The organism is Saccharothrix sp. NRRL B-16348 (genome assembly GCF_001280085.1).
Classification (GTDB): Bacteria; Actinomycetota; Actinomycetes; order Mycobacteriales; family Pseudonocardiaceae; genus Actinosynnema.
On sequence record NZ_LGED01000024.1, the window covers coordinates 1 to 20,777 of the forward strand.

32 protein-coding genes are annotated in these 20,777 nt (G+C 67.8%); 3 read left to right on the forward strand and 29 right to left on the reverse strand.

Annotation, left to right across the window (positions count from 1 at the left end; translation table 11 throughout):
- Positions 1–322: 322 nt before the first annotated feature.
- From map to rpsL, 29 genes are all read right to left on the reverse strand, one after another.
- Positions 323–1,099, reverse strand: a complete 777-nt coding sequence (gene map / locus ADK67_RS05085) for a type I methionyl aminopeptidase (RefSeq protein ID WP_053715219.1) — start codon at positions 1,097–1,099, stop codon at positions 323–325.
- 50 nt (positions 1,100–1,149) lie between these two features.
- Positions 1,150–1,701 carry an adenylate kinase gene (locus ADK67_RS05090; protein ID WP_053715220.1) on the reverse strand — a complete coding sequence of 184 codons (552 nt, stop codon included), beginning with the start codon at positions 1,699–1,701 and terminating at the stop codon, positions 1,150–1,152.
- On the reverse strand, positions 1,701–3,011 hold the full coding sequence (gene secY, locus ADK67_RS05095) for a preprotein translocase subunit SecY (RefSeq protein WP_053715357.1): 1,311 nt from the start codon (positions 3,009–3,011) through the stop codon (positions 1,701–1,703). The genes ADK67_RS05090 and secY overlap by 1 nt, the downstream gene beginning before the upstream one ends.
- 253 nt (positions 3,012–3,264) lie before the next feature.
- Positions 3,265–3,861: a LysE family translocator gene (locus ADK67_RS05100; protein WP_053715221.1), complete on the reverse strand. Its 597-nt coding sequence runs from the start codon at positions 3,859–3,861 to the stop codon at positions 3,265–3,267.
- 187 nt (positions 3,862–4,048) lie between these two features.
- Positions 4,049–4,492, reverse strand: a complete 444-nt coding sequence (gene rplO / locus ADK67_RS05105; RefSeq protein WP_053715222.1) for a 50S ribosomal protein L15 — start codon at positions 4,490–4,492, stop codon at positions 4,049–4,051.
- Complete coding sequence (rpmD, locus tag ADK67_RS05110; protein WP_053715223.1) at positions 4,489–4,674, reverse strand: 50S ribosomal protein L30; 186 nt, start codon at positions 4,672–4,674, stop codon at positions 4,489–4,491. Before rpmD ends, rplO begins: the two co-directional genes overlap by 4 nt.
- A 2-nt stretch (positions 4,675–4,676) precedes the next feature.
- The gene (rpsE, locus tag ADK67_RS05115) at positions 4,677–5,282 is read right to left on the reverse strand and encodes a 30S ribosomal protein S5 (protein ID WP_015105247.1); all 606 of its coding nucleotides are present in this window, start codon (positions 5,280–5,282) and stop codon (positions 4,677–4,679) included.
- Positions 5,283–5,316: 34 nt separating this feature from the next.
- The gene (gene rplR / locus ADK67_RS05120; RefSeq protein ID WP_053715224.1) at positions 5,317–5,715 is read right to left on the reverse strand and encodes a 50S ribosomal protein L18; all 399 of its coding nucleotides are present in this window, start codon (positions 5,713–5,715) and stop codon (positions 5,317–5,319) included.
- Between the two features lies 1 nt (position 5,716).
- Positions 5,717–6,256: a 50S ribosomal protein L6 gene (gene rplF, locus ADK67_RS05125; RefSeq protein ID WP_053715225.1), complete on the reverse strand. Its 540-nt coding sequence runs from the start codon at positions 6,254–6,256 to the stop codon at positions 5,717–5,719.
- Positions 6,257–6,273: 17 nt separating this feature from the next.
- Positions 6,274–6,672, reverse strand: a complete 399-nt coding sequence (gene rpsH, locus ADK67_RS05130; RefSeq protein WP_033428586.1) for a 30S ribosomal protein S8 — start codon at positions 6,670–6,672, stop codon at positions 6,274–6,276.
- 127 nt (positions 6,673–6,799) lie between these two features.
- Positions 6,800–6,985, reverse strand: coding sequence for a type Z 30S ribosomal protein S14 (locus tag ADK67_RS05135; RefSeq protein ID WP_053715226.1), 186 nt, complete (start codon positions 6,983–6,985; stop codon positions 6,800–6,802).
- 2 nt (positions 6,986–6,987) lie between these two features.
- Positions 6,988–7,551, reverse strand: coding sequence for a 50S ribosomal protein L5 (gene rplE, locus ADK67_RS05140; RefSeq protein WP_053715227.1), 564 nt, complete (start codon positions 7,549–7,551; stop codon positions 6,988–6,990).
- Complete coding sequence (gene rplX, locus ADK67_RS05145; RefSeq protein WP_053715228.1) at positions 7,551–7,865, reverse strand: 50S ribosomal protein L24; 315 nt, start codon at positions 7,863–7,865, stop codon at positions 7,551–7,553. The genes rplE and rplX overlap by 1 nt, the downstream gene beginning before the upstream one ends.
- Positions 7,866–7,867: 2 nt before the next feature.
- Positions 7,868–8,236 (reverse strand): 50S ribosomal protein L14, encoded by a 369-nt coding sequence (rplN, locus tag ADK67_RS05150; RefSeq protein ID WP_033436721.1) that lies wholly within the window; start codon positions 8,234–8,236, stop codon positions 7,868–7,870.
- Positions 8,237–8,303: 67 nt separating this feature from the next.
- A complete protein-coding gene (gene rpsQ, locus ADK67_RS05155; protein ID WP_053715229.1) occupies positions 8,304–8,585 on the reverse strand; it encodes a 30S ribosomal protein S17 in 282 nt (93 codons plus the stop codon).
- Positions 8,582–8,830 (reverse strand): 50S ribosomal protein L29, encoded by a 249-nt coding sequence (gene rpmC / locus ADK67_RS05160; protein ID WP_033428581.1) that lies wholly within the window; start codon positions 8,828–8,830, stop codon positions 8,582–8,584. The genes rpsQ and rpmC overlap by 4 nt, the downstream gene beginning before the upstream one ends.
- Positions 8,830–9,249 (reverse strand): 50S ribosomal protein L16, encoded by a 420-nt coding sequence (rplP, locus tag ADK67_RS05165; RefSeq protein ID WP_053715230.1) that lies wholly within the window; start codon positions 9,247–9,249, stop codon positions 8,830–8,832. The genes rpmC and rplP overlap by 1 nt, the downstream gene beginning before the upstream one ends.
- 3 nt (positions 9,250–9,252) lie before the next feature.
- Positions 9,253–10,071 (reverse strand): 30S ribosomal protein S3, encoded by an 819-nt coding sequence (gene rpsC / locus ADK67_RS05170; protein ID WP_053715231.1) that lies wholly within the window; start codon positions 10,069–10,071, stop codon positions 9,253–9,255.
- Entirely contained in the window at positions 10,071–10,487 is a 417-nt protein-coding gene (gene rplV / locus ADK67_RS05175) for a 50S ribosomal protein L22 (RefSeq protein ID WP_053715232.1), read from the reverse strand. The genes rpsC and rplV overlap by 1 nt, the downstream gene beginning before the upstream one ends.
- Positions 10,488–10,522: 35 nt before the next feature.
- The gene (gene rpsS, locus ADK67_RS05180; RefSeq protein ID WP_015105260.1) at positions 10,523–10,804 is read right to left on the reverse strand and encodes a 30S ribosomal protein S19; all 282 of its coding nucleotides are present in this window, start codon (positions 10,802–10,804) and stop codon (positions 10,523–10,525) included.
- Between the two features lie 18 nt (positions 10,805–10,822).
- Positions 10,823–11,659: a 50S ribosomal protein L2 gene (gene rplB / locus ADK67_RS05185; protein ID WP_053715233.1), complete on the reverse strand. Its 837-nt coding sequence runs from the start codon at positions 11,657–11,659 to the stop codon at positions 10,823–10,825.
- 22 nt (positions 11,660–11,681) lie between these two features.
- Positions 11,682–11,981 carry a 50S ribosomal protein L23 gene (gene rplW, locus ADK67_RS05190; protein WP_053715234.1) on the reverse strand — a complete coding sequence of 100 codons (300 nt, stop codon included), beginning with the start codon at positions 11,979–11,981 and terminating at the stop codon, positions 11,682–11,684.
- Positions 11,978–12,670 (reverse strand): 50S ribosomal protein L4, encoded by a 693-nt coding sequence (gene rplD / locus ADK67_RS05195; RefSeq protein WP_053715235.1) that lies wholly within the window; start codon positions 12,668–12,670, stop codon positions 11,978–11,980. The genes rplW and rplD overlap by 4 nt, the downstream gene beginning before the upstream one ends.
- 2 nt (positions 12,671–12,672) lie before the next feature.
- Positions 12,673–13,323, reverse strand: a complete 651-nt coding sequence (gene rplC, locus ADK67_RS05200; protein WP_053715236.1) for a 50S ribosomal protein L3 — start codon at positions 13,321–13,323, stop codon at positions 12,673–12,675.
- A 52-nt stretch (positions 13,324–13,375) separates the two neighbouring features.
- Entirely contained in the window at positions 13,376–13,681 is a 306-nt protein-coding gene (rpsJ, locus tag ADK67_RS05205; RefSeq protein WP_003938093.1) for a 30S ribosomal protein S10, read from the reverse strand.
- Positions 13,682–14,007: 326 nt separating this feature from the next.
- The gene (gene tuf / locus ADK67_RS05210; RefSeq protein ID WP_053715237.1) at positions 14,008–15,201 is read right to left on the reverse strand and encodes an elongation factor Tu; all 1,194 of its coding nucleotides are present in this window, start codon (positions 15,199–15,201) and stop codon (positions 14,008–14,010) included.
- Between the two features lie 139 nt (positions 15,202–15,340).
- Complete coding sequence (gene fusA / locus ADK67_RS05215; protein WP_053715238.1) at positions 15,341–17,443, reverse strand: elongation factor G; 2,103 nt, start codon at positions 17,441–17,443, stop codon at positions 15,341–15,343.
- Positions 17,444–17,540: 97 nt separating this feature from the next.
- A complete protein-coding gene (gene rpsG, locus ADK67_RS05220) occupies positions 17,541–18,011 on the reverse strand; it encodes a 30S ribosomal protein S7 (protein WP_053715239.1) in 471 nt (156 codons plus the stop codon).
- On the reverse strand, positions 18,011–18,385 hold the full coding sequence (gene rpsL, locus ADK67_RS05225) for a 30S ribosomal protein S12 (RefSeq protein ID WP_030473471.1): 375 nt from the start codon (positions 18,383–18,385) through the stop codon (positions 18,011–18,013). Before rpsL ends, rpsG begins: the two co-directional genes overlap by 1 nt.
- Before the next feature lie 539 nt (positions 18,386–18,924).
- On the opposite strand from rpsL, the gene ADK67_RS05230 reads away from it, so the two are divergent.
- From ADK67_RS05230 to ADK67_RS05240, 3 genes are all read left to right on the forward strand, one after another.
- Positions 18,925–19,794 carry a phosphotransferase gene (locus ADK67_RS05230; RefSeq protein ID WP_082403230.1) on the forward strand — a complete coding sequence of 290 codons (870 nt, stop codon included), beginning with the start codon at positions 18,925–18,927 and terminating at the stop codon, positions 19,792–19,794.
- A gap of 37 nt (positions 19,795–19,831) precedes the next feature.
- Positions 19,832–20,119: a TFIIB-type zinc ribbon-containing protein gene (locus ADK67_RS05235; RefSeq protein ID WP_082403231.1), complete on the forward strand. Its 288-nt coding sequence runs from the start codon at positions 19,832–19,834 to the stop codon at positions 20,117–20,119.
- Between the two features lie 95 nt (positions 20,120–20,214).
- Positions 20,215–20,655: a hypothetical protein gene (locus tag ADK67_RS05240; RefSeq protein ID WP_053715241.1), complete on the forward strand. Its 441-nt coding sequence runs from the start codon at positions 20,215–20,217 to the stop codon at positions 20,653–20,655.
- The last annotated feature ends 122 nt before the right edge of the window (positions 20,656–20,777 follow it).

The following is a 20,777-nucleotide window of genomic DNA, read 5'->3' on the forward strand; positions in this document are numbered from 1 at the left end:
TGTTCACCATTGCCTGACCAGTGCTTCTGATGGCTGCCCCCTTGATACGTGTGGTAGCCCGGAGGGAGGTCGGTGGGATGACACGAAACCCGCACCAACAACGGACCCGGACACATGACCGGGTAGTCGGGGTCATCCTGCTGATCTGCCCGTCCGGCGAGGACATGCTTTTAAGCTTTTGATCTTTGAAGCCCGCATCCTCAAACACCAAACGCCGGTGGCCCCAAGTACAGGGACCACCGGCGTCAGAGGTTCGCAGAAGTCAGAGTCAGTCAGCGTCGACCAACCAGCGTGTCAACCAACCAGCGAGTCAACTAACCAGTCAGTCGTCATCCAGAGCGGTCAACACCCAGGGACCGTCATCAGTGATGGCCACCGAGTGCTCCCAGTGCGCGGCCCGCGAGCCGTCAGTCGTGATGACGGTCCAGCCGTCGTCCAGCTCCACCGTCCGCTCACTGCCGAGCGTGAGCATCGGCTCGATGGCGATCGCCATCCCGGGCTTGAGGCGTGGCCCCTTGCCGGGCTTGCCGTGGTTCGGCAGGAACGGGTCCATGTGCATCTTCGTGCCGATGCCGTGGCCGCCGTAGCCCTCGACGATGCCGTACTCGATCCCGTGTTCCTCGCCGGCCAGGATGGTGGCCGACTCGATCGCGAACGAGATGTCGCTCAGCCGACTGCCGGCGACCGCCGCCTCGATGCCGGCGACCATGGAAGCGCGGGTCGCCTCGGACAGCTTCAGCTCGGCGTCCGTCACCGCGCCGACCGGCAGGGTGATCGCCGAGTCGCCGTGCCAGCCGTCGAGGATGGCGCCGCAGTCGATCGAGATCAAGTCACCCTCGGCCAGCACCTGGGTGCGGCTGGGGATGCCGTGGACCACCTGCTCGTTCACCGACGCGCAGATGGACGCCGGGAAGCCGTGGTAGCCCTTGAACGACGGGATGGCGCCGGCGTCGCGGATGCTCTGCTCGGCCAACTCGTCCAGCTCGGCGGTGCTGACGCCGGCCTTCGTGTGCGACGCCAGCAGCGCCAAGGTGCGCGCCACGACCAGCCCGGCAGCCCTCATGGCTTCGAGCTGGCCGCGGCTCTTGATCTCGATCATGCGGTCCCGACCGGGGACGACCCGACGCAGCGCATCGACAAGTCCACCGCTCACTTCAGGTCGCGCAACGCGCGGAGGGCGCGCTCGCTGATCTCGTCGACCTCGCCGACCGCGTCGATGCTCACGACGATGTCGGAGTAGTAGTCGAGCAGCGGCGCGGTCTCCGTCCGGTACACCTGCTGGCGGTGCCGGATCACGTCTTCCTTGTCGTCCGTGCGACCGCGGGCGAGCAGGCGCTCGACCACGACGTCCTCGTCGATCCGGAACTCGAGCACGGCGTCCAGCGCGTGGCCGTCCGCCGCCAGCATCTCGCCGAGCACGCCCGCCTGGGCGGTGTTGCGCGGGAAGCCGTCGAGCAGGAAGCCGTTGGTGGCGTCCGGCTGCGAGAGCCGGACGCGCACCATCTCGTTGGTCACCTCGTCCGGCACCAACTCGCCCGAGTCCAGGTACTCCTGGACTTCCTTGCCCAGATCGGTCTGCTCGCTGATGTGGGCGCGGAACAGGTCCCCGGTGGAGATGTGCGGCACGCCGAGCTCGCGGCTGAGCGTTTTGGCCTGGGTGCCCTTGCCCGCACCGGGCGGGCCGACGAGAACGAGTCGCACTAGCGGAGGAACCCTTCGTAGTTGCGCTGCATGAGCTGGCTCTCGATCTGCTTCACGGTGTCGAGACCGACACCGACCATGATCAGCACCGCCGTGCCGCCGAACGGGAAGTTCTGGTTCTGGCCCTGACCGGTGAGGTCGAGGAACAGGTTCGGCAGGATGGCGACGATGCCCAGGTAGAGCGAGCCCGGCAGCGTGATCCGCCCCAACACGAAGCGGAGGTACTCGGCGGTGGGACGGCCCGGCCTGATGCCCGGGATGAACCCACCGAACTTCTTCATCTCGTCAGCACGCTCGTCCGGGTTGAACGTGATGCCGACGTAGAAGTACGTGAAGAAGACGATCAGCAGGAAGTACAGCGCGATGTGCACCGGGCTGGACTGGCTCACCAGGTGCGTCGCGACGAAGCTTTCCCACCAGTTCGGCGCCCCTCCGTCGGTGGAGGCGGTCAGGCGCGAGATGAGGTCGGGCAGGTACAGCAGCGACGAGGCGAAGATGACCGGGATGACACCGGCCTGGTTCACCTTCAGCGGCAGGTAGGTCGACGTGCCGCCGTACATCCGGCGGCCGATCATGCGCTTCGCGTACTGGACCGGGATGCGGCGCTGGGCCTGCTCCACGTAGATGACGCTCGCGATGATCAGCAGGGCCGCGACGCAGACCAGGAAGAACGTCAGGCCACCGCGGTCGAGGATGATCTTGCCCTCGATCGGGATGCGGGCCGCGATGCCGGTGAAGATCAGCAGCGACATGCCGTTGCCGATCCCCTTCTCGGTGATGATCTCACCGAGCCACATGATCACGCTGGTGCCCGCGGTCATCACGACCACGAGGACGACCAGGTTGAAGATGCTCTCGTCGGGGATGACCGGCACTTCGCAGTTCTGGAACAGCTGGTCGCGCACGGCCAGGGCGATGATGCCCGTGGACTGCAGGACCGCCAGCGCGATGGTCAGGTAGCGGGTGTACTGGGTCAGCTTGCCCTGACCCGCCTGCCCTTCCTTCTTCAGCTGCTCGAACCGCGGAATCACCACGGTGAGCAACTGGATGATGATGCTCGCCGTGATGTACGGCATGATGCCGAGCGCGAAGATCGACAAGTTCAGCAGCGCGCCACCGCTGAACAGGTTGATCAGGGAGTAGATCCCCTGCTGGTCGACCGACTCGACACACTGTTTGACGTTCTTGAAGGAGACGCCCGGCGCGGGCATGGTGGCGCCCAACCGGTACACCACGACGATCCCGAGTGTGAAGAGGATCTTCTTGCGTAGGTCCGGCGTCGCGAGAGCCGAGCGGAATGCGCCGAGCACGCGAACCTCCATCAGCGTTGCCGCCCCACTGGGGTCGGCATCCTGCGGTGCCGGCTGTGTTGCCGGCACAGTCTTGCGGACATGCCGTCGACCATCGCCGACGGTGGCGGAAGCGACGGATAGCCGCGACCGACCCGGAGGGCATCCGGGTTCAGCCCGCGACTTTAACAGTCGCTTGGCCGATCGCCGTAGTCAGTCTTCCCTCACACTTCGTACCCGATCGACCACGACCGCCGGCAAGCCCCCGAATGGATCAAGTTCGGCTGGTCGCCAGCACGCCCGCCATGCCGAGCAGGACGGCCGCCGTGCCCTTGTCCAGCCGGGCCTTGGCACGCCGCGTCAGCCCTGCCTTGCGGATGCCCGCGCCCAGCGCCACGTAAGCCGTCCCCGCCAACGCCTCCGCGGCCAGGTAGACCGCGCCGAGGGTGGCCAGCTGCCACGGGATCGGGCCGCGGTCCGGGTCGACGAACTGCGGCACGAACGCGGTGAAGATCAGCAGCGCCTTGGGGTTGGTGATCGCCACCAGGAACTCCTTGCGCAGCGGAGTGCCCCTGCGCACCGGGGTCTCGACGTTCTCCCTGGTAGTCAGGATGCGCACGGCCAGGTAGACGAGGTACGCGACACCGGCCCACTTGATCACAGTCAGGGCGGTGTGGCTGGCGGCCAGGACGGGACCGAGCCCCGCGACGACCGCGCCGACCATCAGGGAGAAGGCCGCAAGGCGGCCCAGGAGCGCCGTGGCGGCCCGCAACGGGCCGTGGTGGACCCCGTGGTGCATGCCCAGGAGGTTGTTGGCGCCAGGGGTCAGTGCGACCAGGACCGAGGCGCCGAAGAAGACCGCGAGCCACATGCCTGCACGCTAACCCGCCCGCCAACCCGTTTTACGCCCTGCGCGAACGCCCGTCTCAGCAGCCCCGGGCACGCCTCCCGCACGGCGGGACACCCCCGTCGAACCGCCGGCAACCGTCAAAAACCCGCGGACGCGAAACGGCCCCGGAGCGGGAGGCTCCGGGGCCGTTCGGCAGTGCTGTCGTGCGTCAGAGCACGGTGGTGGTGCCACCGGCGGCGGCGATCTTCTCGACCGCGCTGCCGGAGAACTTGTTCGCCACGACGTCGAGCTTGACGCCGTCCAGGTCACCGTTGCCGAGGACCTTCACGAGCTCGTTCTTGCGCACCAGGCCCGCGTGGATGAGAGCGTCCACGTCCACCCGACCACCCTCCGGGAACACCCGGGCGAGGTCGCCCACGTTCACCACCTGGTACTCGGTGCGGAACGGGTTGCGGAAGCCCTTCAGCTTCGGCAGGCGCATGTGCAGCGGCATCTGGCCACCTTCGAAGCGCGGGGAAACGTTCTTCCGCGCGCCGGTGCCCTTCGTGCCGCGACCGGCCGTCTTGCCCTTGGAGCCCTCACCGCGACCGACACGGGTCTTCGCGGTCTTGGCGCCGGGGGCCGGACGCAGGTCATGGATCTTGATGGTCACGACTGGACCTCCTCGACGACCACCAGGTGGCGCACGGTGTGGATCAAACCGCGCACCTGCGGCGTGTCCTCGCGGACCACCGACTGGCGGATCTTGCGCAGACCGAGGGTCCGGAGGGACTCGCGGTGGTTGCGCTTGGTACCGATGCTGCTCTTGACCTGCGTCACCTTGAGCTCAGCCATGGTCACACCGCCCCTGCACGGGCACGGAGCATGCCGGCGGGAGCCACATCCTCGAGCGGCAGACCGCGACGGGCGGCCACCTCCTCGGGACGCTGGAGACCCTTCAGGGCCGCCACGGTGGCGTGCACGATGTTGATGGCGTTGTCGGAGCCCAGCGACTTGCTCAGCACGTCGTGGACGCCGGCGCACTCCAGCACCGCGCGGACCGCACCACCGGCGATGACACCGGTACCGGCCGAGGCCGGGCGCAGCAGCACGACACCGGCCGCCTTCTCGCCCTGCACCGGGTGGGGGATCGTGCCCGCGATGCGAGGGACGCGGAAGAAGTTCTTCTTCGCCTCCTCGACACCCTTGGCGATCGCCGCCGGGACTTCCTTGGCCTTGCCGTAGCCGACACCGACCATGCCGTCACCGTCGCCGACCACGACCAGCGCGGTGAAGCTGAAGCGACGACCACCCTTCACGACCTTGGAGACGCGGTTGATCGCAACCACGCGCTCCAGGTGCGGGGTCTTCTCCTGGGCCGCTCCGCCGCGGCCACCGTCACGGCGGTCGCGGCGCTCTCCGCGCTCGCCCCCGCCGCCTTCGCGACGCGTGCGTCCTGGCATCAGGCGTCCCTCTCAATTCGGTTCATGTGCATTGTCAGAACTCCAGCCCCGCCTCGCGAGCGGCATCGGCCAGAGCGGCGATCCGACCGTGGTAGGCGTTGCCGCCGCGGTCGAAGACCACCTTGGTGATCCCGGCGTCCTTGGCACGGGCGGCGGCCAGCTGGCCGACCTTCGCCGCACGGGCCTTCTTGTCGCCGTCGATCGACCGGACGTCCGCCTCGACGGAGGACGCCGCGGCCAGGGTGTGGCCGGCGAGGTCGTCGATGATCTGCACGGTGATGTGCTTCGACGAGCGGTGCACGACCAGGCGCGGGCGCTCCGCCGTGCCGCTGACCTTCTTGCGGAGGCGGAAGTGACGGCGCGTCTTGGCGATGCGGCGAGTGGTCGAGATGTCCTTGCCCACCGGCTTGCGCTTCGTTGCAGTCTCGCTCATGTCACTTACCCGTCTTTCCGACCTTGCGGCGGATCTTCTCGCCCGCGTACCGCACGCCCTTGCCCTTGTACGGGTCGGGCTTGCGGAGCTTGCGGATGTTGGCGGCGACCTCGCCCACGAGCTGCTTGTCGATGCCGGCCACGGAGAACCGGGTCGGGGTCTCCACCGCGAAGGTGATGCCCTCGGGGGCCTCCACCTTCACCGGGTGGCTGTAGCCCAGCGCGAACTCCAGGTCGGAACCCTTCAGCGCCACGCGGTAACCGACGCCGTGGATTTCCATCTTCTTCTCGTAGCCCTGGGTCACGCCCACGACCATGTTCTGCACCAAGGTGCGCGACAGGCCGTGCAGCGAACGGCTGCGACGCTCGTCGTTCGGGCGCTTCACCTCGAGGGTGCCGTCGTCGGCCTTCTCGATGATGATCGGCTCAGCGATGTTGAGCGACAAGGTGCCCTTGGGCCCCTTCACGCTCACAGCCTGGCCGTCGATGTTCACGTCGACCCCGGAGGGGACGGTGATCGGCAGTTTTCCGATGCGCGACATTGCCTAGTCCCCCTTCCTCACCAGACGTAGGCGAGGACTTCTCCGCCCACGCCCGACTTGTTGGCCTGGCGGTCGGTCATCAGACCGCCAGAGGTCGAAATGATCGCGACGCCCAGACCGCCCAGCACCTTCGGCAGGTTGGTCGACTTCGCGTACACGCGCAGGCCCGGCTTCGACACGCGGCGGAGGCCGGCGATGCTGCGCTCCCGGTTCGGGCCGTACTTCAGCTCGATCACCAGGTTCTTGGCCACGTCGCCCTGCTCATCGCGGTAGCTCGCGATGTAACCCTCGCGCTTGAGGATCTCGGCGATGTTGGCCTTCAACTTCGAGTGCGGCATCACGACCTTGTCGTGGTAAGCCGAGTTCGCGTTCCGCAGACGCGTCAACATGTCTGCGATCGGGTCGGTCATCGTCATGGTGACCTGGTCAACCTTTCTCGCTGCGGTTCCCCAGCCAGGGTCCGAGCCGGCCTTGCGGCCGGCTGGTCGTGGACGGGCCTACAGCGAAGTGATGAGTCTAGAAAAACCTGCCGCCGAGCCGGACTTACCAGCTGGACTTGCTCACACCGGGCAGCTCGCCCCGGTGCGCCATCTCGCGGAGGCAGATGCGGCAGAGGCCGAACTTGCGGAACACCGAGTGCGGGCGACCGCAACGCTGGCAGCGGGTGTAACCCCGCACCTTGAACTTCGGCTTGGCCGCGGCCTTGTTGATCAGAGCCTTCTTGGCCATGGTCAGTTCTCCTTGAACGGGAAGCCCAGGAGCTTCAGCAGCGCCCGACCCTCGTCGTCGTTGGTCGCGGTCGTCACCACGGTGATGTCCATGCCGCGGGGACGGTCGATCGCGTCCGGGTCGATCTCGTGGAACATCGACTGCTCGTTGAGGCCGAACGTGTAGTTCCCGTTGCCGTCGAACTGCTTGCCCGAGAGGCCGCGGAAGTCGCGGATACGCGGCAGCGCGATCGTCAGCAGGCGGTCCAGGAACTCCCACATCCGGTCGCCGCGCAGGGTGACCCGCGCGCCGATCGGCATGCCCTCGCGCAGCTTGAACTGCGCGATGGACTTGCGGGCCCGACGGACCTCGGGCCGCTGGCCCGTGATGATCGACAGGTCCTTGACGGCGCCCTCGATCAGCTTGCCGTCGCGGGCGGCGTCGCCGACACCCATGTTGACGACGACCTTCACCACGCCCGGGATCTGCATGACGTTGGCGTACTCGAACTGCTCGCGCAGCGAGGCGACGATCTCCTCGCGGTAGCGAACCTTCAGCCGCGGCAGCGTCTTCTCAACGGTGGTCATCAGATGTCCTTCCCGTTACGACGGGAAATGCGGACCCGCTTGCCCTCGTCGTTCGTCCGGTAGCCCACGCGGGTCGGCTTGCCGTCCGAGTCGACCACCATCACGTTGGACACGTGGATGGAGGCCTCCTGCGTCACGATGCCGCCCGACTGAGCGCCGCGCTCGGTCTGCGAGATCCGGGTGTGCTTCTTGATGCGGTTGACGCCCTCGACCAGGACGCGGTTCTCAGCGGGGTAGGCCATGATGACCTTGCCGCGAGCACCCTTGTCCTTGCCGGCGATAACCACGACGGTGTCGCCCTTCTTCACCTTCATGGTCAGAGCACCTCCGGCGCCAACGAGATGATCTTCATGAACTTCTTGTCGCGCAGCTCTCGACCGACCGGGCCGAAGATGCGGGTGCCCCGCGGCTCGTTGTCGTTCTTGATGAGCACCGCGGCGTTCTCGTCGAACCGGATGTAAGAGCCGTCGGGACGGCGCTTCTCCTTCACGGTCCGGACGATGACCGCCTTGACGACGTCGCCCTTCTTGACGCCGGCACCCGGGATGGCCTGCTTCACCGTCGCGACGATGATGTCCCCGATGCCCGCGTAGCGGCGGCCCGAGCCACCGAGAACACGGATGCAGAGGATTTCCTTCGCACCGGTGTTGTCGGCGACGCGCAGCCGCGACTCCTGCTGGATCACTTACCTGCTCCTTGACCATTCCTGGCCCGCCAGATTTCCGACCTGACGGGCTCGGTCGTACGACTGGCTACTTGGCCTTCTCGAGGATCTGGACGAGGCGCCAGCGCTTGGTGGCCGACAGCGGCCGCGTCTCCATCAGCAGGACGCGGTCGCCGATGCCGGCGGTGTTCTGCTCGTCGTGCGCCTTCACCTTGGTGGTGGAGCGCATGACCTTCGAGTACCGGCGGTGCTTCTTGCGGTCTTCGACCGCCACCACGATCGTCTTGTCCATCTTGTCGGACACGACGTAGCCCTCGCGGACCTTGCGGTCGTTGCGAACCTCGGTAGTCACTTCGTTGTTCTCGCTCATGCCGCACCCTCACCAGTGGAAACCGCGTCGGGAGAGGCCGAGAGGCCCAGCTCCCGTTCCCGCATCACGGTGTAGATCCGGGCGATCTCGTGCCGGACCGTGCGCAGGCGGCGGTTGTTGTCGAGCTGCCCGGTGGCCATCTGGAAGCGGAGGTTGAACAGCTCCTCCTTCGCCTCCCTCAGGCGCAGCACGAGCTCTTCCTCGGTGAGCTCACGCAGCTCGGAAGCGGTGGTACCCGCTGCCATCAGAACTCACCACCCTCACGCGTAACGATGCGGCACTTCATCGGGAGCTTGTGGATCGCGCGGCGGAGCGCCTCGCGGGCCACAGCCTCGTTCGGGAAGCTCATCTCGAAGAGCACCCGACCCGGCTTGATGTTGGCCACCCACCACTCCGGCGAACCCTTACCGGAACCCATGCGGGTCTCGGCGGGCTTCTTGGTCAGCGGGCGGTCCGGGAAGATGTTGATCCAGACCTTGCCACCACGGCGGATGTGCCGGGTGATCGCGATACGAGCCGACTCGATCTGCCGGTTGGTCACGTAGGCGGGCTCCAGAGCCTGGATGCCGTACTCGCCGAAGGTGACCCTCGTGCCGCCCTTGGCAGCACCGGACCGTCCGGGGTGGTGCTGCTTGCGGTGCTTAACCCTGCGCGGGATGAGCACGACTCAGCCCTCCGTCTTCTCTTCGGTCGGCGCGGCGGCCTGGTCGCCCGCAGCGGCCCGGCCGGCCTCGGTGCTCGTCGCGGTGGTGCCGCTGGCGCCGGAACGACGTGCCCTGTTCGGGCGGTCGGCGCGGTCGCGGCGCGGTGCGCGGTCGGCCGCCGGAGCGGCGTCACGCTCACGCTTGGCGCTGATGCCACCGACGATGTCGCCCTTGTAGATCCACACCTTCACGCCGATCCGGCCGAACGTGGTGCGGGCCTCGAAGAAGCCGTAGTCGATGTCGGCGCGCAGCGTGTGCAGCGGAACCCGGCCATCGCGGTAGTGCTCGGAACGGGACATCTCGGCACCGCCGAGACGACCGCCGCACTGCACGCGGATGCCCTTCACCTGGGGCGAGCGCATGGCCGACTGGATGGCCTTGCGCATCGCGCGGCGGAACGCCACGCGGTTGGACAGCTGCTCGGCCACGCCCTGCGCGACCAGCTGGGCGTCCGACTCCGGGCTCTTCACCTCGAGGATGTTGAGCTGCACCTGCTTCTTGGTGAGCTTCTCCAGCTCACCGCGGATGCGGTCGGCCTCGGCGCCGCGGCGGCCGATGACGATGCCCGGCCGAGCGGTGTGGATGTCGACGCGGACCCGGTCACGGGTGCGCTCGATCTCCACCTTGGAGATGCCGGCCCGCTCCATGCCCTTCGAGAGCAGCTTGCGGATCTTGACGTCCTCGGCCACGTACTCGGCGTACTGCTTGTCGGCGTACCAGCGGGACTTCCAGTCCGTGGTGATACCAAGTCGGAAGCCGTGCGGGTTGATTTTCTGGCCCACTACCGAGCCCCCTTCCTGTCAGCGCCGGCCTTCGCGCTGGTCTTCTTCGGACGGCTCTCCACCTCGACGGTGATGTGGCTCGTCCGCTTGCGGATCCGGTACGCACGGCCCTGGGCACGCGGGCGGAACCGCTTGAGGGTCGGACCCTCGTCCACGTAGACCTTCGACACCCACAGGGTGTCGGGGTCCAGGGACAGGTTGTTCTCGGCGTTGGCCACGGCGCTCTGCAGCACCTTGCGGACCGGCTCAGATGCCGCCTGCGGCGCGAACTGGAGCACGGCCAGGGCCTCGCTGGCGCTACGACCCCTGATGAGCTCGACGACGCGACGCACCTTCATGGGCGTGTCACGGACGTAGCGAGCCCGAGCCACGGCGCGCGGGAACTCCGGCGCTTCGGCTTCGTTACGGGCGTTCATCGCTGCTTCCCCTTGCTCTTCCTCTAGTTCGTCGCCTAGCGACGGCGCGACTTCCGGTCGTCCTTGATGTGGCCCTTGAACGTGCGGGTCGGGGCGAACTCGCCGAGCTTGTGCCCGACCATCGCCTCCGTCACGAACACCGGCACGTGCTTGCGGCCGTCGTGCACCGCGATCGTGTGGCCCAACATGTCGGGGATGATCGTCGACCGGCGTGACCAGGTCTTGATGACGGTCTTCTTGCCCGACTCGTTGAGGACGTCCACCTTCTTGAGCAGGTGGTCGTCCACGAAGGGGCCCTTCTTAAGGCTGCGAGGCATCCTTCACTCCCTCCCTGCTCAGCGCTTCTTACCGGTGCGACGACGCCGGACGATGAGCTTGTCGCTTGGCTTGTTGCGGCGGCGGGTGCGACCCTCGGGCTTGCCCGCCGGGTTCACCGGGTGGCGACCACCGGAGGTCTTGCCCTCACCACCACCGTGCGGGTGGTCGACCGGGTTCATCGCGACACCACGCACCGTGGGCTTGCGGCCCTTCCAGCGCATGCGGCCTGCCTTGCCCCAGTTGATGTTCTGGTGCTCGGCGTTGCCGACCTCGCCGACCGTGGCGCGGCACCGGACGTCCACGTTGCGGATTTCGCCCGAGGGCATCCGCAGCTGGGCGTAGGGGCCGTCCTTGGCGACGAGCTGCACGCTGGCGCCCGCGGACCGGGCGATCTTCGCGCCGCCGCCGGGGCGGAGCTCGATCGCGTGGATCACGGTGCCGACCGGGATGTTGCGCAGCGGCAGGTTGTTGCCCGGCTTGATGTCAGCCTTCGGGCCGTTCTCCACCATGTCGCCCTGCTGCAACTTCGACGGGGCGATGATGTAGCGCTTCTCGCCGTCGAGGTAGTGCAGCAGCGCGATGCGCGCGGTGCGGTTGGGGTCGTACTCGATGTGAGCGACCTTGGCCGGCACGCCGTCCTTGTCGGTGCGGCGGAAGTCGATGAGGCGGTACGCCCGCTTGTGGCCGCCGCCCTTGTGCCGCGTCGTGATCTTGCCCGAAGCGTTGCGGCCACCGCGGCCGTGCAGCGGACGGATCAGCGACTTCTCCGGCGTCGTCCGAGTGATCTCGGCGAAGTCGGAGACGCTCGCACCGCGACGACCGGGGGTCGTCGGCTTGTACTTGCGAATGCCCATCTCTACGCAGTCCTCGTCGTCATCAGGCGGCCGGGCCGCCGAAGATCTCGATCGGCTTGCTCTCGGCGGACAGCGTCACGATGGCGCGCTTGGTGTCCTTGCGCTTGCCATAACCGGTCCGGGTCCGCTTGCGCTTGCCCTGGCGGTTGAGCGTGTTGACGCTGACGACCTTGACGCCGAAGACCTTCTCCACGGCAATCTTGATCTGGGTCTTGTTCGAGCCGGGAGCCACCACGAAGGTGTACTTGTTCTCCTCGAGCAGCCCGTAGGACTTCTCGGAGATGACCGGCGCGAGCAGGATGTCCCGGTGGTCGGGGATCACTTCGCGGCCTCCTCGTCGGCGTCGGACGACGTCGCGGTGGCCTCGGCGGAACCCTGCCCGTGCTGGGCCTTGCTCGCCAGGAACACGTCGAGCGCGTCCTTGGTGAACACCACGTCGTCGTTGACCAGCACGTCGTAGGTGTTGAGCTGGTCCGGCGCGATGATGTGCACGTGCGGCAGGTTGCGCAGGCTGACCCACGAAACCTCGTCGGTGCGCAGCAGCACGGCCAGCACGCGGCGGGCCTCGGTCACCGACTCCAGCACCTTGCGGGCCGACTTGGTCGACGGCGTGTCGCCCTCGACGAAGCTCGTCACCACGCGCACCTGGCCGGCACGCGCCCGGTCGGAGAGGGCACCGCGCAGGGCGGCGGCCTTCATCTTCTTGGGGGTGCGCTGGCTGTAGTCGCGCGGCTGCGGGCCGTGGACGACGCCACCACCGGCGAACTGGGGCGCGCGGGTCGAGCCCTGACGGGCGCGGCCGGTGCCCTTCTGCCGGTACGGCTTCTTGCCACCGCCGCGGACTTCGCCGCGCGTCTTCGTGGAGTGCGTGCCCTGGCGGGCCGCGGCCAGCTGGGCCACGACGACCTGGTGCAGCAGCGACACGTTCGCCTGCGCGTCGAAGATCGCGGCGGGCAGCTCGACGGAACCGTCGGTCTTGCCCTCCGGGGTGCGGATCTCAACGGAAGTCATGATCAGGCACCACCCTTCGCAGCGGTCTTGATGAACACGGTGCCGCCCTTGGGACCAGGCACGGCGCCCTTGATGAGCAGCAGACCGGACTCGGCGTCCACGCGGTGCACCTTGAGGTTCTGGGTGGTCACCCGCACGTGGCCCATCCGGCCCGCCATCCGCAGGCCCTTGAACACGCGGCCGGGCGTGGCGCAGCCGCCGATGGAACCCGGCGAGCGGTGCTTGCGCTGCGTGCCGTGGCTCGCGCCCAGGCCCTTGAAGCCGTGGCGCTTCATGACACCCGCGGTGCCCTTGCCCTTGCTGGTGCCGACCACGTCGACCACCGTGCCGGCCTCGAAGACCTCGGCGGTGATTTCCTGGCCGACCGTGTACTCGGACGCATCCGTGGTGCGCAGCTCCGCCAGGTGGCGGCGGGGCGTGACGCCCGCCTTGGCGTAGTGGCCCGCGACGGGCTTGTTGACCTTGCGCGGGTCGATCGCGCCGAAGGCCAGCTGCACGGCCGAGTAGCCGTCGTTCTCCTGGGTCCGAACCTGGGTGACCACGTTCGGCTCGGCCTTGACGACGGTAACCGGAACGATCCGGTTGTTCTCGTCGAAGACCTGAGTCATGCCGAGCTTGGTGCCCAGGAGGCCCTTAACCTGCCTGTCAGACATGGGTCTCGTTACTCTCCGCCCCAAATGGGATCAACACTGCCGCGTCCAACGCTTACTGGATGTTGACGTCGACGCTCGCCGGCAGGTCGATGCGCATGAGCGCGTCCACCGTCTTCGGCGTCGGGTCGAGGATGTCGATCAGACGCTTGTGCGTGCGCATCTCGAAGTGCTCGCGCGAGTCCTTGTACTTGTGCGGCGAGCGGATGACGCAGTAAACGTTCTTCTCAGTGGGCAGCGGCACAGGCCCGACGACCCGAGCGCCGGTGCGCGTCACGGTCTCGACGATCTTGCGCGCGGACGCGTCGATCGCCTCGTGGTCGTAGGCCTTGAGCCGGATGCGGATCTTCTGTCCCGCCATGATGGCTTGCCGTTCCTCTGCTTCTAGTACCGCTGCGGTGCGGGCACCTTGCACGAGGTCACGGGACCTCCGGCGCGCTCCGCCCCCTATTCAGGATTGACACCGAGCGGTGTCACGGTGCCCGGTCCACGCGGTCGGGCGTGTCGCGCCCCAACGCACAGACCGGTCCCACTGATGAAACCTGTGGGATTGTCTTGCTCGATCAAACCCCACTCGTGGCGGGGCGGCCGAGTCCAAACTCGAACCGGCCGCCCCGACGAGCAACCCGTCAATGGTCGCACACGCGGGTGCGCAGACCAAATCGGGGGGTGAGAATTAGAGCCAGGTCACTTGATGATCTTGGTGACCGAGCCCGCGCCGACGGTGCGGCCACCCTCGCGGATGGCGAACCGCAGGCCCTCGTCCATGGCGATCGGCTGGATCAGCTTCACGGCCATGGTCGTGGTGTCGCCCGGCATGACCATCTCGGTGCCCTCGGGGAGGGTCACGACGCCGGTCACGTCGGTGGTGCGGAAGTAGAACTGCGGGCGGTAGTTGTTGAAGAACGGCGTGTGCCGGCCACCCTCGTCCTTCGACAGGATGTAGACCTGCGCGTCGAACTCGGTGTGCGGGGTCGTGGTGCCCGGCTTGATGATCACCATGCCGCGCTCCACCTCCTCGCGCTTCACGCCACGCAGCAGCAGCGCGGCGTTGTCGCCCGCGCGGCCCTCGTCGAGGAACTTCTTGAACATCTCGATCGAGGTGACCGTCGTCTTCTTCGAGGTCTCCTTGATGCCGACGATCTCGACCTCTTCGTTGACCTTGACGATGCCGCGCTCGATGCGGCCGGTCACCACGGTGCCACGACCGGTGATGGTGAACACGTCCTCGACCGGCATCAGGAACGGCCGGTCGACCTCGCGCTCGGGCTCCGGGATGTTCTCGTCCACGGCGTCCATCAGACCGATGAGCTTCTCGCCCCACTCGGCGTCGCCCTCCAGCGCCTTCAGCGCGGAGACGCGGACGACCGGCAGGTCGTCACCGGGGAACTCGTACTCGGAGAGCAGCTCGCGGACCTCGAGCTCCACGAGCTCCAGGATCTCCTCGTCGTCCACCATGTCGGCCTTGTTCAGGGCCACCACGATGTACGGCACACCGACCTGGCGGGCCAGGAGCACGTGCTCCTTGGTCTGCGGCATCGGGCCGTCGGTCGCCGCGACCACCAGGATGGCGCCGTCCATCTGCGCCGCACCGGTGATCATGTTCTTGATGTAGTCGGCGTGACCGGGGCAGTCGACGTGCGCGTAGTGGCGCTTGTCGGTCTGGTACTCGATGTGGGCGATCGAGATGGTGATGCCGCGCTGCTTCTCCTCCGGCGCCTTGTCGATCTGGTCGAACGGCGTGAAGGGGTTCAGGTCCGGGTACTTGTCGTGCAGGACCTTGGAGATCGCCGCGGTCAGCGTCGTCTTGCCGTGGTCGATGTGACCGATGGTGCCGATGTTGACGTGCGGCTTCGTCCGCTCGAACTTCGCCTTCGCCACTGGATTGTCCTCCTGGACTTCTATTGCTTAGCCCGGCGGGCGGGTAGCCGCCCGCCGGGCGTCACGTCAGGGTCGGTTGTGCGGACCCCGGGGCATCCCCCCGGAGAGCCCGCGTGGTGCTGCGGTGCTCCGGTTGGGGTTACTCGCCCGTAGCCTTCGCGATGATCTCCTTCGCGACGTTCGCGGGAACCTCGGCGTAGGAGTCAAAGGTCATCGAGTAGTTCGCGCGACCCTGGGTCCTGGACCGCAGGTCGCCGACATACCCGAACATCTCCGACAGCGGGACCAGTGCCTTCACGACACGGGCGCCGCTGCGCTCCTCCATGGCCTGGATCTGGCCACGGCGGGAGTTCAAGTCGCCGATCACGTCGCCCATGTAGTCCTCGGGCGTGGTGACCTCGACCGCCATCAACGGCTCGAGGATCGCCGGGCTCGCCTGGCGAGCGGCTTCCTTGAGCGCCATGGAGCCCGCGATCTTGAACGCCATTTCCGACGAGTCGACCTCGTGGTAGGCGCCGTCGACCAGCGTCAGCTTGACGCCCACCAGCGGGTAGCCCGCCAGCACGCCGTACTGCATCGCGTCCTGTGCGCCCGCGTCCACCGACGGGATGTACTCCCTGGGGATGCGGCCGCCGGTGACCCCGTTGACGAACTCGTAGAGCGCGCCGTCCTCGGTCTTCTCCAGCGGCTCCAGGTCGATGAGGACCTTCGCGAACTGGCCGGAACCACCGGTCTGCTTCTTGTGGGTGTAGGAGTACTTCTCCACCTTGCGGCGGATCGTCTCCCGGTACGCCACCTGCGGCTTGCCGATGTTGGCCTCGACCTTGAACTCGCGGCGCATGCGGTCCACCAGGATGTCCAGGTGGAGCTCGCCCATGCCGGCGATGATCGTCTGGCCGGTCTCCTGGTCCAGGTTGACCCGGAACGTCGGGTCCTCCTCGGCCAGCTTCTGGATCGCGGTGCCCAGCTTCTCCTGGTCGGCCTTCGTCTTCGGCTCGATCGCCACCTGGATGACCGGCTCGGGGAAGGTCATCGACTCCAGCACGATGGGCGCCTGCGGGTCGCAGAGCGTCTCACCGGTGGTGGTGTCCTTCAGACCGATGACGGCGTAGATGTGGCCCGCCATGGCCTCTTCGACCGGGTTCTCCTTGTTGGCGTGCATCTGGAAGATCTTCCCGATGCGCTCCTTGCGGTCCTTGGTCGAGTTGATGACCTGGGTGCCCGCGGCCACCTTGCCCGAGTAGACCCGGATGTAGGTGAGCTTGCCGAAGAACGGGTGCGCGGCGATCTTGAACGCGAGCGCGGCGAACGGCTCCTCGGTGTTCGGCGCGCGGAAGGCCGGCGTCTCGCCGTCCTGCAGCGTGCCCTCGACCGGCGGGAGGTCCAGCGGAGCCGGCAGGTAGTCGATCACCGCGTCGAGCATGGGCTGGACGCCCTTGTTCTTGAACGCCGAGCCGCACAGCACCGGGTAGCCGGCGCGGTTCTTGACGATCGCGCGGATGCCCGTCTTGATCTGCTCGACGGAGAACTCCTCGCCCGCGAGGTACATCTCCATGAGGGCGTCGTCGGTGTCGGCGACGGCCTCGACGAGCGCCTCGCGGTACTCGGCGGCCTTGTCGGCGAGGTCGGCCGGGATCTCCTCGACCGTGTAGTCCTCACCCTTCTGGACCTCGCCGCGCCAGGTCAGCGCACGCATCTCGACCAGGTCGACCACGCCGATGAAGTCGCTCTCCGACCCGATCGGGAGCTGGATCGGCAGCGGCTTCGCGCCGAGGCGCTCCTGGATCGTGCGGACGGTGAAGTAGAAGTCCGCGCCGAGCTTGTCCATCTTGTTGACGAAGCAGATGCGCGGAACGTCGTACTTGGTCGCCTGGCGCCAGACCTGCTCGGACTGGGGCTCGACGCCTTCCTTGCCGTCGAACACGGCAACGGCACCGTCGAGGACGCGGAGGTTGCGCTCCACCTCGACGGTGAAGTCGACGTGGCCCGGCGTGTCGATGATGTTGATCTGGTGGTTCTTCCAGAAGCAGGTCGTCGCGGCCGACGTGATCGTGATGCCGCGCTCCTGCTCCTGCTCCATCCAGTCCATCACCGCGGCGCCGTCGTGGACCTCGCCGATCTTGTAGCTGATCCCGGTGTAGAACAGGATCCGCTCGGTCGTCGTGGTCTTGCCCGCGTCGATGTGGGCCATGATCCCGATGTTGCGGACCTTGGCCAGGTCGGTGAGCACGTCCTGTGCCACGGGTGTCTTCCCCTGTCTTGAGCTAGCTGGTAGCAGGCTCACTAGGGCCGGGAGGCGCTCGGCGGGACAGCTCGGGGCTGCCCCGCCGGGCGGCACGTCACCAGCGGTAGTGGGCGAAGGCCTTGTTCGACTCGGCCATCTTGTGCGTGTCCTCGCGGCGCTTGACGCTCGCGCCCAGGCCGTTGCTCGCGTCGAGCAGCTCGTTCATCAGGCGCTCGATCATGGTCTTCTCACGGCGCTGCCGGGAGAAGGTGATCAGCCAGCGCAGCGCGAGCGTGGTCGAGCGGCCCGGCTTCACCTCGACCGGCACCTGGTAGGTGGCGCCACCGACGCGGCGGGACTTCACCTCGAGCGCGGGCTTGACGTTGTCCAGGGCGCGCTTGAGCGTGACGACCGGGTCGGTGCCCGTCTTGTCTCGGGCGCCTTCGAGGGCGCCGTACACGATCCGCTCGGCCACGGAGCGCTTGCCGTCGACCAGCACCTTGTTGATGAGCTGGGTCACCAGCGGAGAGCTGTAGACCGGGTCGGAGATCAGCGGCCGCTTCGGGGCCGGTCCCTTGCGGGGCATCAGCTCTTCTCCTTCTTCGCGCCGTACCGGCTGCGAGCCTGCTTGCGGTTCTTCACGCCCTGCGTGTCGAGGGAACCGCGAATGATCTTGTAGCGGACACCGGGGAGGTCCTTCACACGACCGCCGCGCACGAGCACCATCGAGTGCTCCTGCAGGTTGTGGCCCTCACCGGGGATGTAAGCCGTGACCTCGATACCGCTCGTCAGCTTCACGCGGGCGACCTTGCGCAGCGCCGAGTTCGGCTTCTTGGGCGTGGTCGTGTAGACGCGGGTGCACACACCGCGCCGCTGCGGGCTGCCCTTGAGCGCCGCGGTCTTCTGCTTGGCGACCTTGTCCTGCCGGCCCTTGCGGACCAGCTGCTGGATCGTTGGCATACGCCGGCTGCTTCTTCCCTTTACGTGCCCGCCGCGTGGGCGACGAGCCCTGTTTACTTGGTCCCTCTCTGCACCCGAGGTCGGGCGTGTCGCCGCTCTCGGCGGTGCCGAAAGTGCTACACAGCGCCCCAGGTCCGCAGGCGACATCCCAGGATGCCCCTACGCGTGGAGGTCACCGCGGCCGGCTTTCCAGCACCACTGGCGCGTAGGCACGCGGAGCGGCCCGACATGGGTCGGGCACGAGTACCAAAGATACCCCGCCTGGTTCCCACGGGTCAAAACGGATCCGCTGCCCACGCCTGATCGAGCGGACACGCGCCGCACGCAGATCAACTACGGGGGTGGATTTGTGACGGCCCTCGCAACCGTTCGCTCGGAAGAGAACCGGCCGCGGAGGCCGAGGAGCGACTCACGGGTTATCAGAACATGAATAGCCGGAAGGCGCAGGTCGGCGTGACGGCCGTTTCACCCGAACGGGTGAATTGGGCGGCCGCGGCGGCCGGGACCGGGCCGGAGCCGACGCAGGTCACACTGGACGGGTGAACTCCGAACTCATCGCGGGCATGGGCGCGCTGGTGGCCGCCGACGCCTCGCCCGAGGTGCTCGCGGTGCGCGGCGACGTCGTGGTGGTCAGGGTCGCGGACGTGGTGCTCAAGGCCCACGAACGGGGCACGGACCTGGGCGTGCTCACCGAGCGGCTCCGGCTGGCCGCCGACCCGCGGCTGGGCGAGCTCCTGCTCGCGCCCCGCTCGGCGCCCGCGGTGGTGCTCGGCCGGGTCGTCACGGCCTGGCCGATGGGCACGCCGGTGCCGCAGAGCGAGCCCGAGGACCTGCCCATGGAGGCGGCGGGGCGGATGCTGGCGGCGCTGCACCGGTTCACCGCGGCGGACTTCGCGCCGCCCGTGCCCCTGGCCGGCGCCCGGCCCCGGATGGAACGGGCGGTGCGCGACCTGGTGCTCGACACGCCGGCGGCCGACCTGGTGCGGCGGGCGTTCGCGACGTTGCCGGAGTTCGAGGACGGCGGCGGCACGCTCATCCACGGCGACTGGCACCTCGGCCAACTGGTGTGGCGGGACGGGTACCGACTGATCGACGTGGACGACCTCGGCGTGGGCGACCCGGCGTGGGACCTGGCGCGGCCGGCCGCCCTGCACGCGGCCGGCGTGCTCGACCCCGACGCCTGGGGACGGCTGCTCGGGTCGTACCTGGACGCCGGTGGCGCGGGCGTGCCGCGGGACGACCCGTGGTCGGTGCTGGACGCGCCCGCGCGCGCTTTGGTCGTGCAGATGGCGGCGCGTGCCCTTTCCGCTGCGCAGCGCGACGGAACGGAGTTGAACGACGCTCAAGAAGCGCTGATCGAGACGTGCGCCCGGATCGTGTCGGCGCACGAACCCATTCGGCGCGGCTAATATCGGATCATCGCGTCAAGAGCAGGAGGCTCACACGATGCAGTGTCCCAAGTGTCATGCGAACATGCGCACCTTCGACCGCATGGGCGTGCACATCGAGCAGTGTGATGGCTGCCGCGGGGTCTTCCTCGACTACGGCGAGCTGGAGGCCATCACCCGGCTCGAGCAGCAGATGGCTCCCCCGCCGCCGCCCGTCGCGCCGCCGCCCGCGCAGGTGCACTACGTCCAGCAGCCGGTCCAGCCGGGCTGGGGCGCCGCGCCCGGTTACGGCCACCACGGGCACCGGAAGCACCGCGGCCTGGGCGGGTTGTTCTTCTCGTCCTGATCTTCGTGGTGGTGGCCCCGCGCCGGTGGTGCGGGGCCACCGTTGTCACTACCGAAAATCCGGGTGATAATCGGTAGTGAACTGAGGAGGCCGTAATGTCCGTCGCCACCGAGGCTGCGCAGATCCGCGACCTGTTCGACCAGATCGAGGAGATCGAAGAGGTCGCGTCGAGCTTGTCGGAGGACGACGAGCGGCGGCGCAAGCTGCACGGCGTGGTGGCGAAGGCACTGCGCAAGGCGCCGCCGGTGCGCCCGGTGGTGGCCGGGGAGCTGCTGGAGCTGACCGAGAAGACGGTCAAGGCGTGGGCGCGCGAGGGCGTGCTGGCCATCCACAGCCAGGAGCCCCGGATGTTGTTGGACGCCGTGCGGCTGCACGAGGTGCTGCACGTCGTGTCGGACCTGAGGCGGGCGGGCAAGAGCCGCGCGTTGCTGGACGAGGTGCACCGGCGGTTGAGCGACGCCGCGCTGCTCGACCGCGCCGACCTCGCCACCAGCCTGGAGCAGCTGCACCGCGGCGAAGGACGCGTAGTTCGCTGATCACCGTCGTCGAAACGCCCGTCGCGGCCGGCCAGGCCGCGGGCCTGCGCGGCGCCGCCAGGGTCGCCTACGACAGGTTCCTGGACGAGCTGGCCCACAGCGGCTGCCTGGCGCTCGGCTAC

Bases quoted from the DNA above. Each gene is read 5' to 3' on its own strand.
- rplX (WP_053715228.1), bottom strand. From the start codon at position 7,865: ATGAAGGTGAAGAAGGGCGACACCGTCGTGGTTATCGCCGGCAAGGAC.
- rplR (WP_053715224.1), bottom strand. From the start codon at position 5,715: ATGAGCGAGACTGCAACGAAGCGCAAGCCGGTGGGCAAGGACATCTCG.
- ADK67_RS05100 (WP_053715221.1), bottom strand. From the start codon at position 3,861: ATGTGGCTCGCGGTCTTCTTCGGCGCCTCGGTCCTGGTCGCACTGACC.
- ADK67_RS05240 (WP_053715241.1), top strand. From the start codon at position 20,215: ATGTCCGTCGCCACCGAGGCTGCGCAGATCCGCGACCTGTTCGACCAG.
- rpsS (WP_015105260.1), bottom strand. From the start codon at position 10,804: ATGCCTCGCAGCCTTAAGAAGGGCCCCTTCGTGGACGACCACCTGCTC.
- ADK67_RS05135 (WP_053715226.1), bottom strand. From the start codon at position 6,985: ATGGCCAAGAAGGCTCTGATCAACAAGGCCGCGGCCAAGCCGAAGTTC.
- rplC (WP_053715236.1), bottom strand. From the start codon at position 13,323: ATGTCTGACAGGCAGGTTAAGGGCCTCCTGGGCACCAAGCTCGGCATG.
- rpmC (WP_033428581.1), bottom strand. From the start codon at position 8,830: ATGGCAGCGGGTACCACCGCTTCCGAGCTGCGTGAGCTCACCGAGGAA.
- rpsQ (WP_053715229.1), bottom strand. From the start codon at position 8,585: ATGAGCGAGAACAACGAAGTGACTACCGAGGTTCGCAACGACCGCAAG.
- rplV (WP_053715232.1), bottom strand. From the start codon at position 10,487: ATGAACGCCCGTAACGAAGCCGAAGCGCCGGAGTTCCCGCGCGCCGTG.
- rpsL (WP_030473471.1), bottom strand. From the start codon at position 18,385: ATGCCAACGATCCAGCAGCTGGTCCGCAAGGGCCGGCAGGACAAGGTC.
- rpsJ (WP_003938093.1), bottom strand. From the start codon at position 13,681: ATGGCGGGACAGAAGATCCGCATCCGGCTCAAGGCCTACGACCACGAG.
- rplB (WP_053715233.1), bottom strand. From the start codon at position 11,659: ATGGGCATTCGCAAGTACAAGCCGACGACCCCCGGTCGTCGCGGTGCG.
- rpsG (WP_053715239.1), bottom strand. From the start codon at position 18,011: ATGCCCCGCAAGGGACCGGCCCCGAAGCGGCCGCTGATCTCCGACCCG.
- map (WP_053715219.1), bottom strand. From the start codon at position 1,099: ATGATCGAGATCAAGAGCCGCGGCCAGCTCGAAGCCATGAGGGCTGCC.
- ADK67_RS05235 (WP_082403231.1), top strand. From the start codon at position 19,832: ATGCAGTGTCCCAAGTGTCATGCGAACATGCGCACCTTCGACCGCATG.
- rpmD (WP_053715223.1), bottom strand. From the start codon at position 4,674: ATGGCTGAGCTCAAGGTGACGCAGGTCAAGAGCAGCATCGGTACCAAG.
- rplD (WP_053715235.1), bottom strand. From the start codon at position 12,670: ATGACTTCCGTTGAGATCCGCACCCCGGAGGGCAAGACCGACGGTTCC.
- rpsH (WP_033428586.1), bottom strand. From the start codon at position 6,672: ATGACGATGACCGACCCGATCGCAGACATGTTGACGCGTCTGCGGAAC.
- rplF (WP_053715225.1), bottom strand. From the start codon at position 6,256: ATGTCGCGCATCGGAAAACTGCCGATCACCGTCCCCTCCGGGGTCGAC.
- rplE (WP_053715227.1), bottom strand. From the start codon at position 7,551: ATGACCACCGTTGAGAAGACGCTGCCGCGGCTGAAGGTTCGCTACCGC.
- rpsE (WP_015105247.1), bottom strand. From the start codon at position 5,282: ATGCCAGGACGCACGCGTCGCGAAGGCGGCGGGGGCGAGCGCGGAGAG.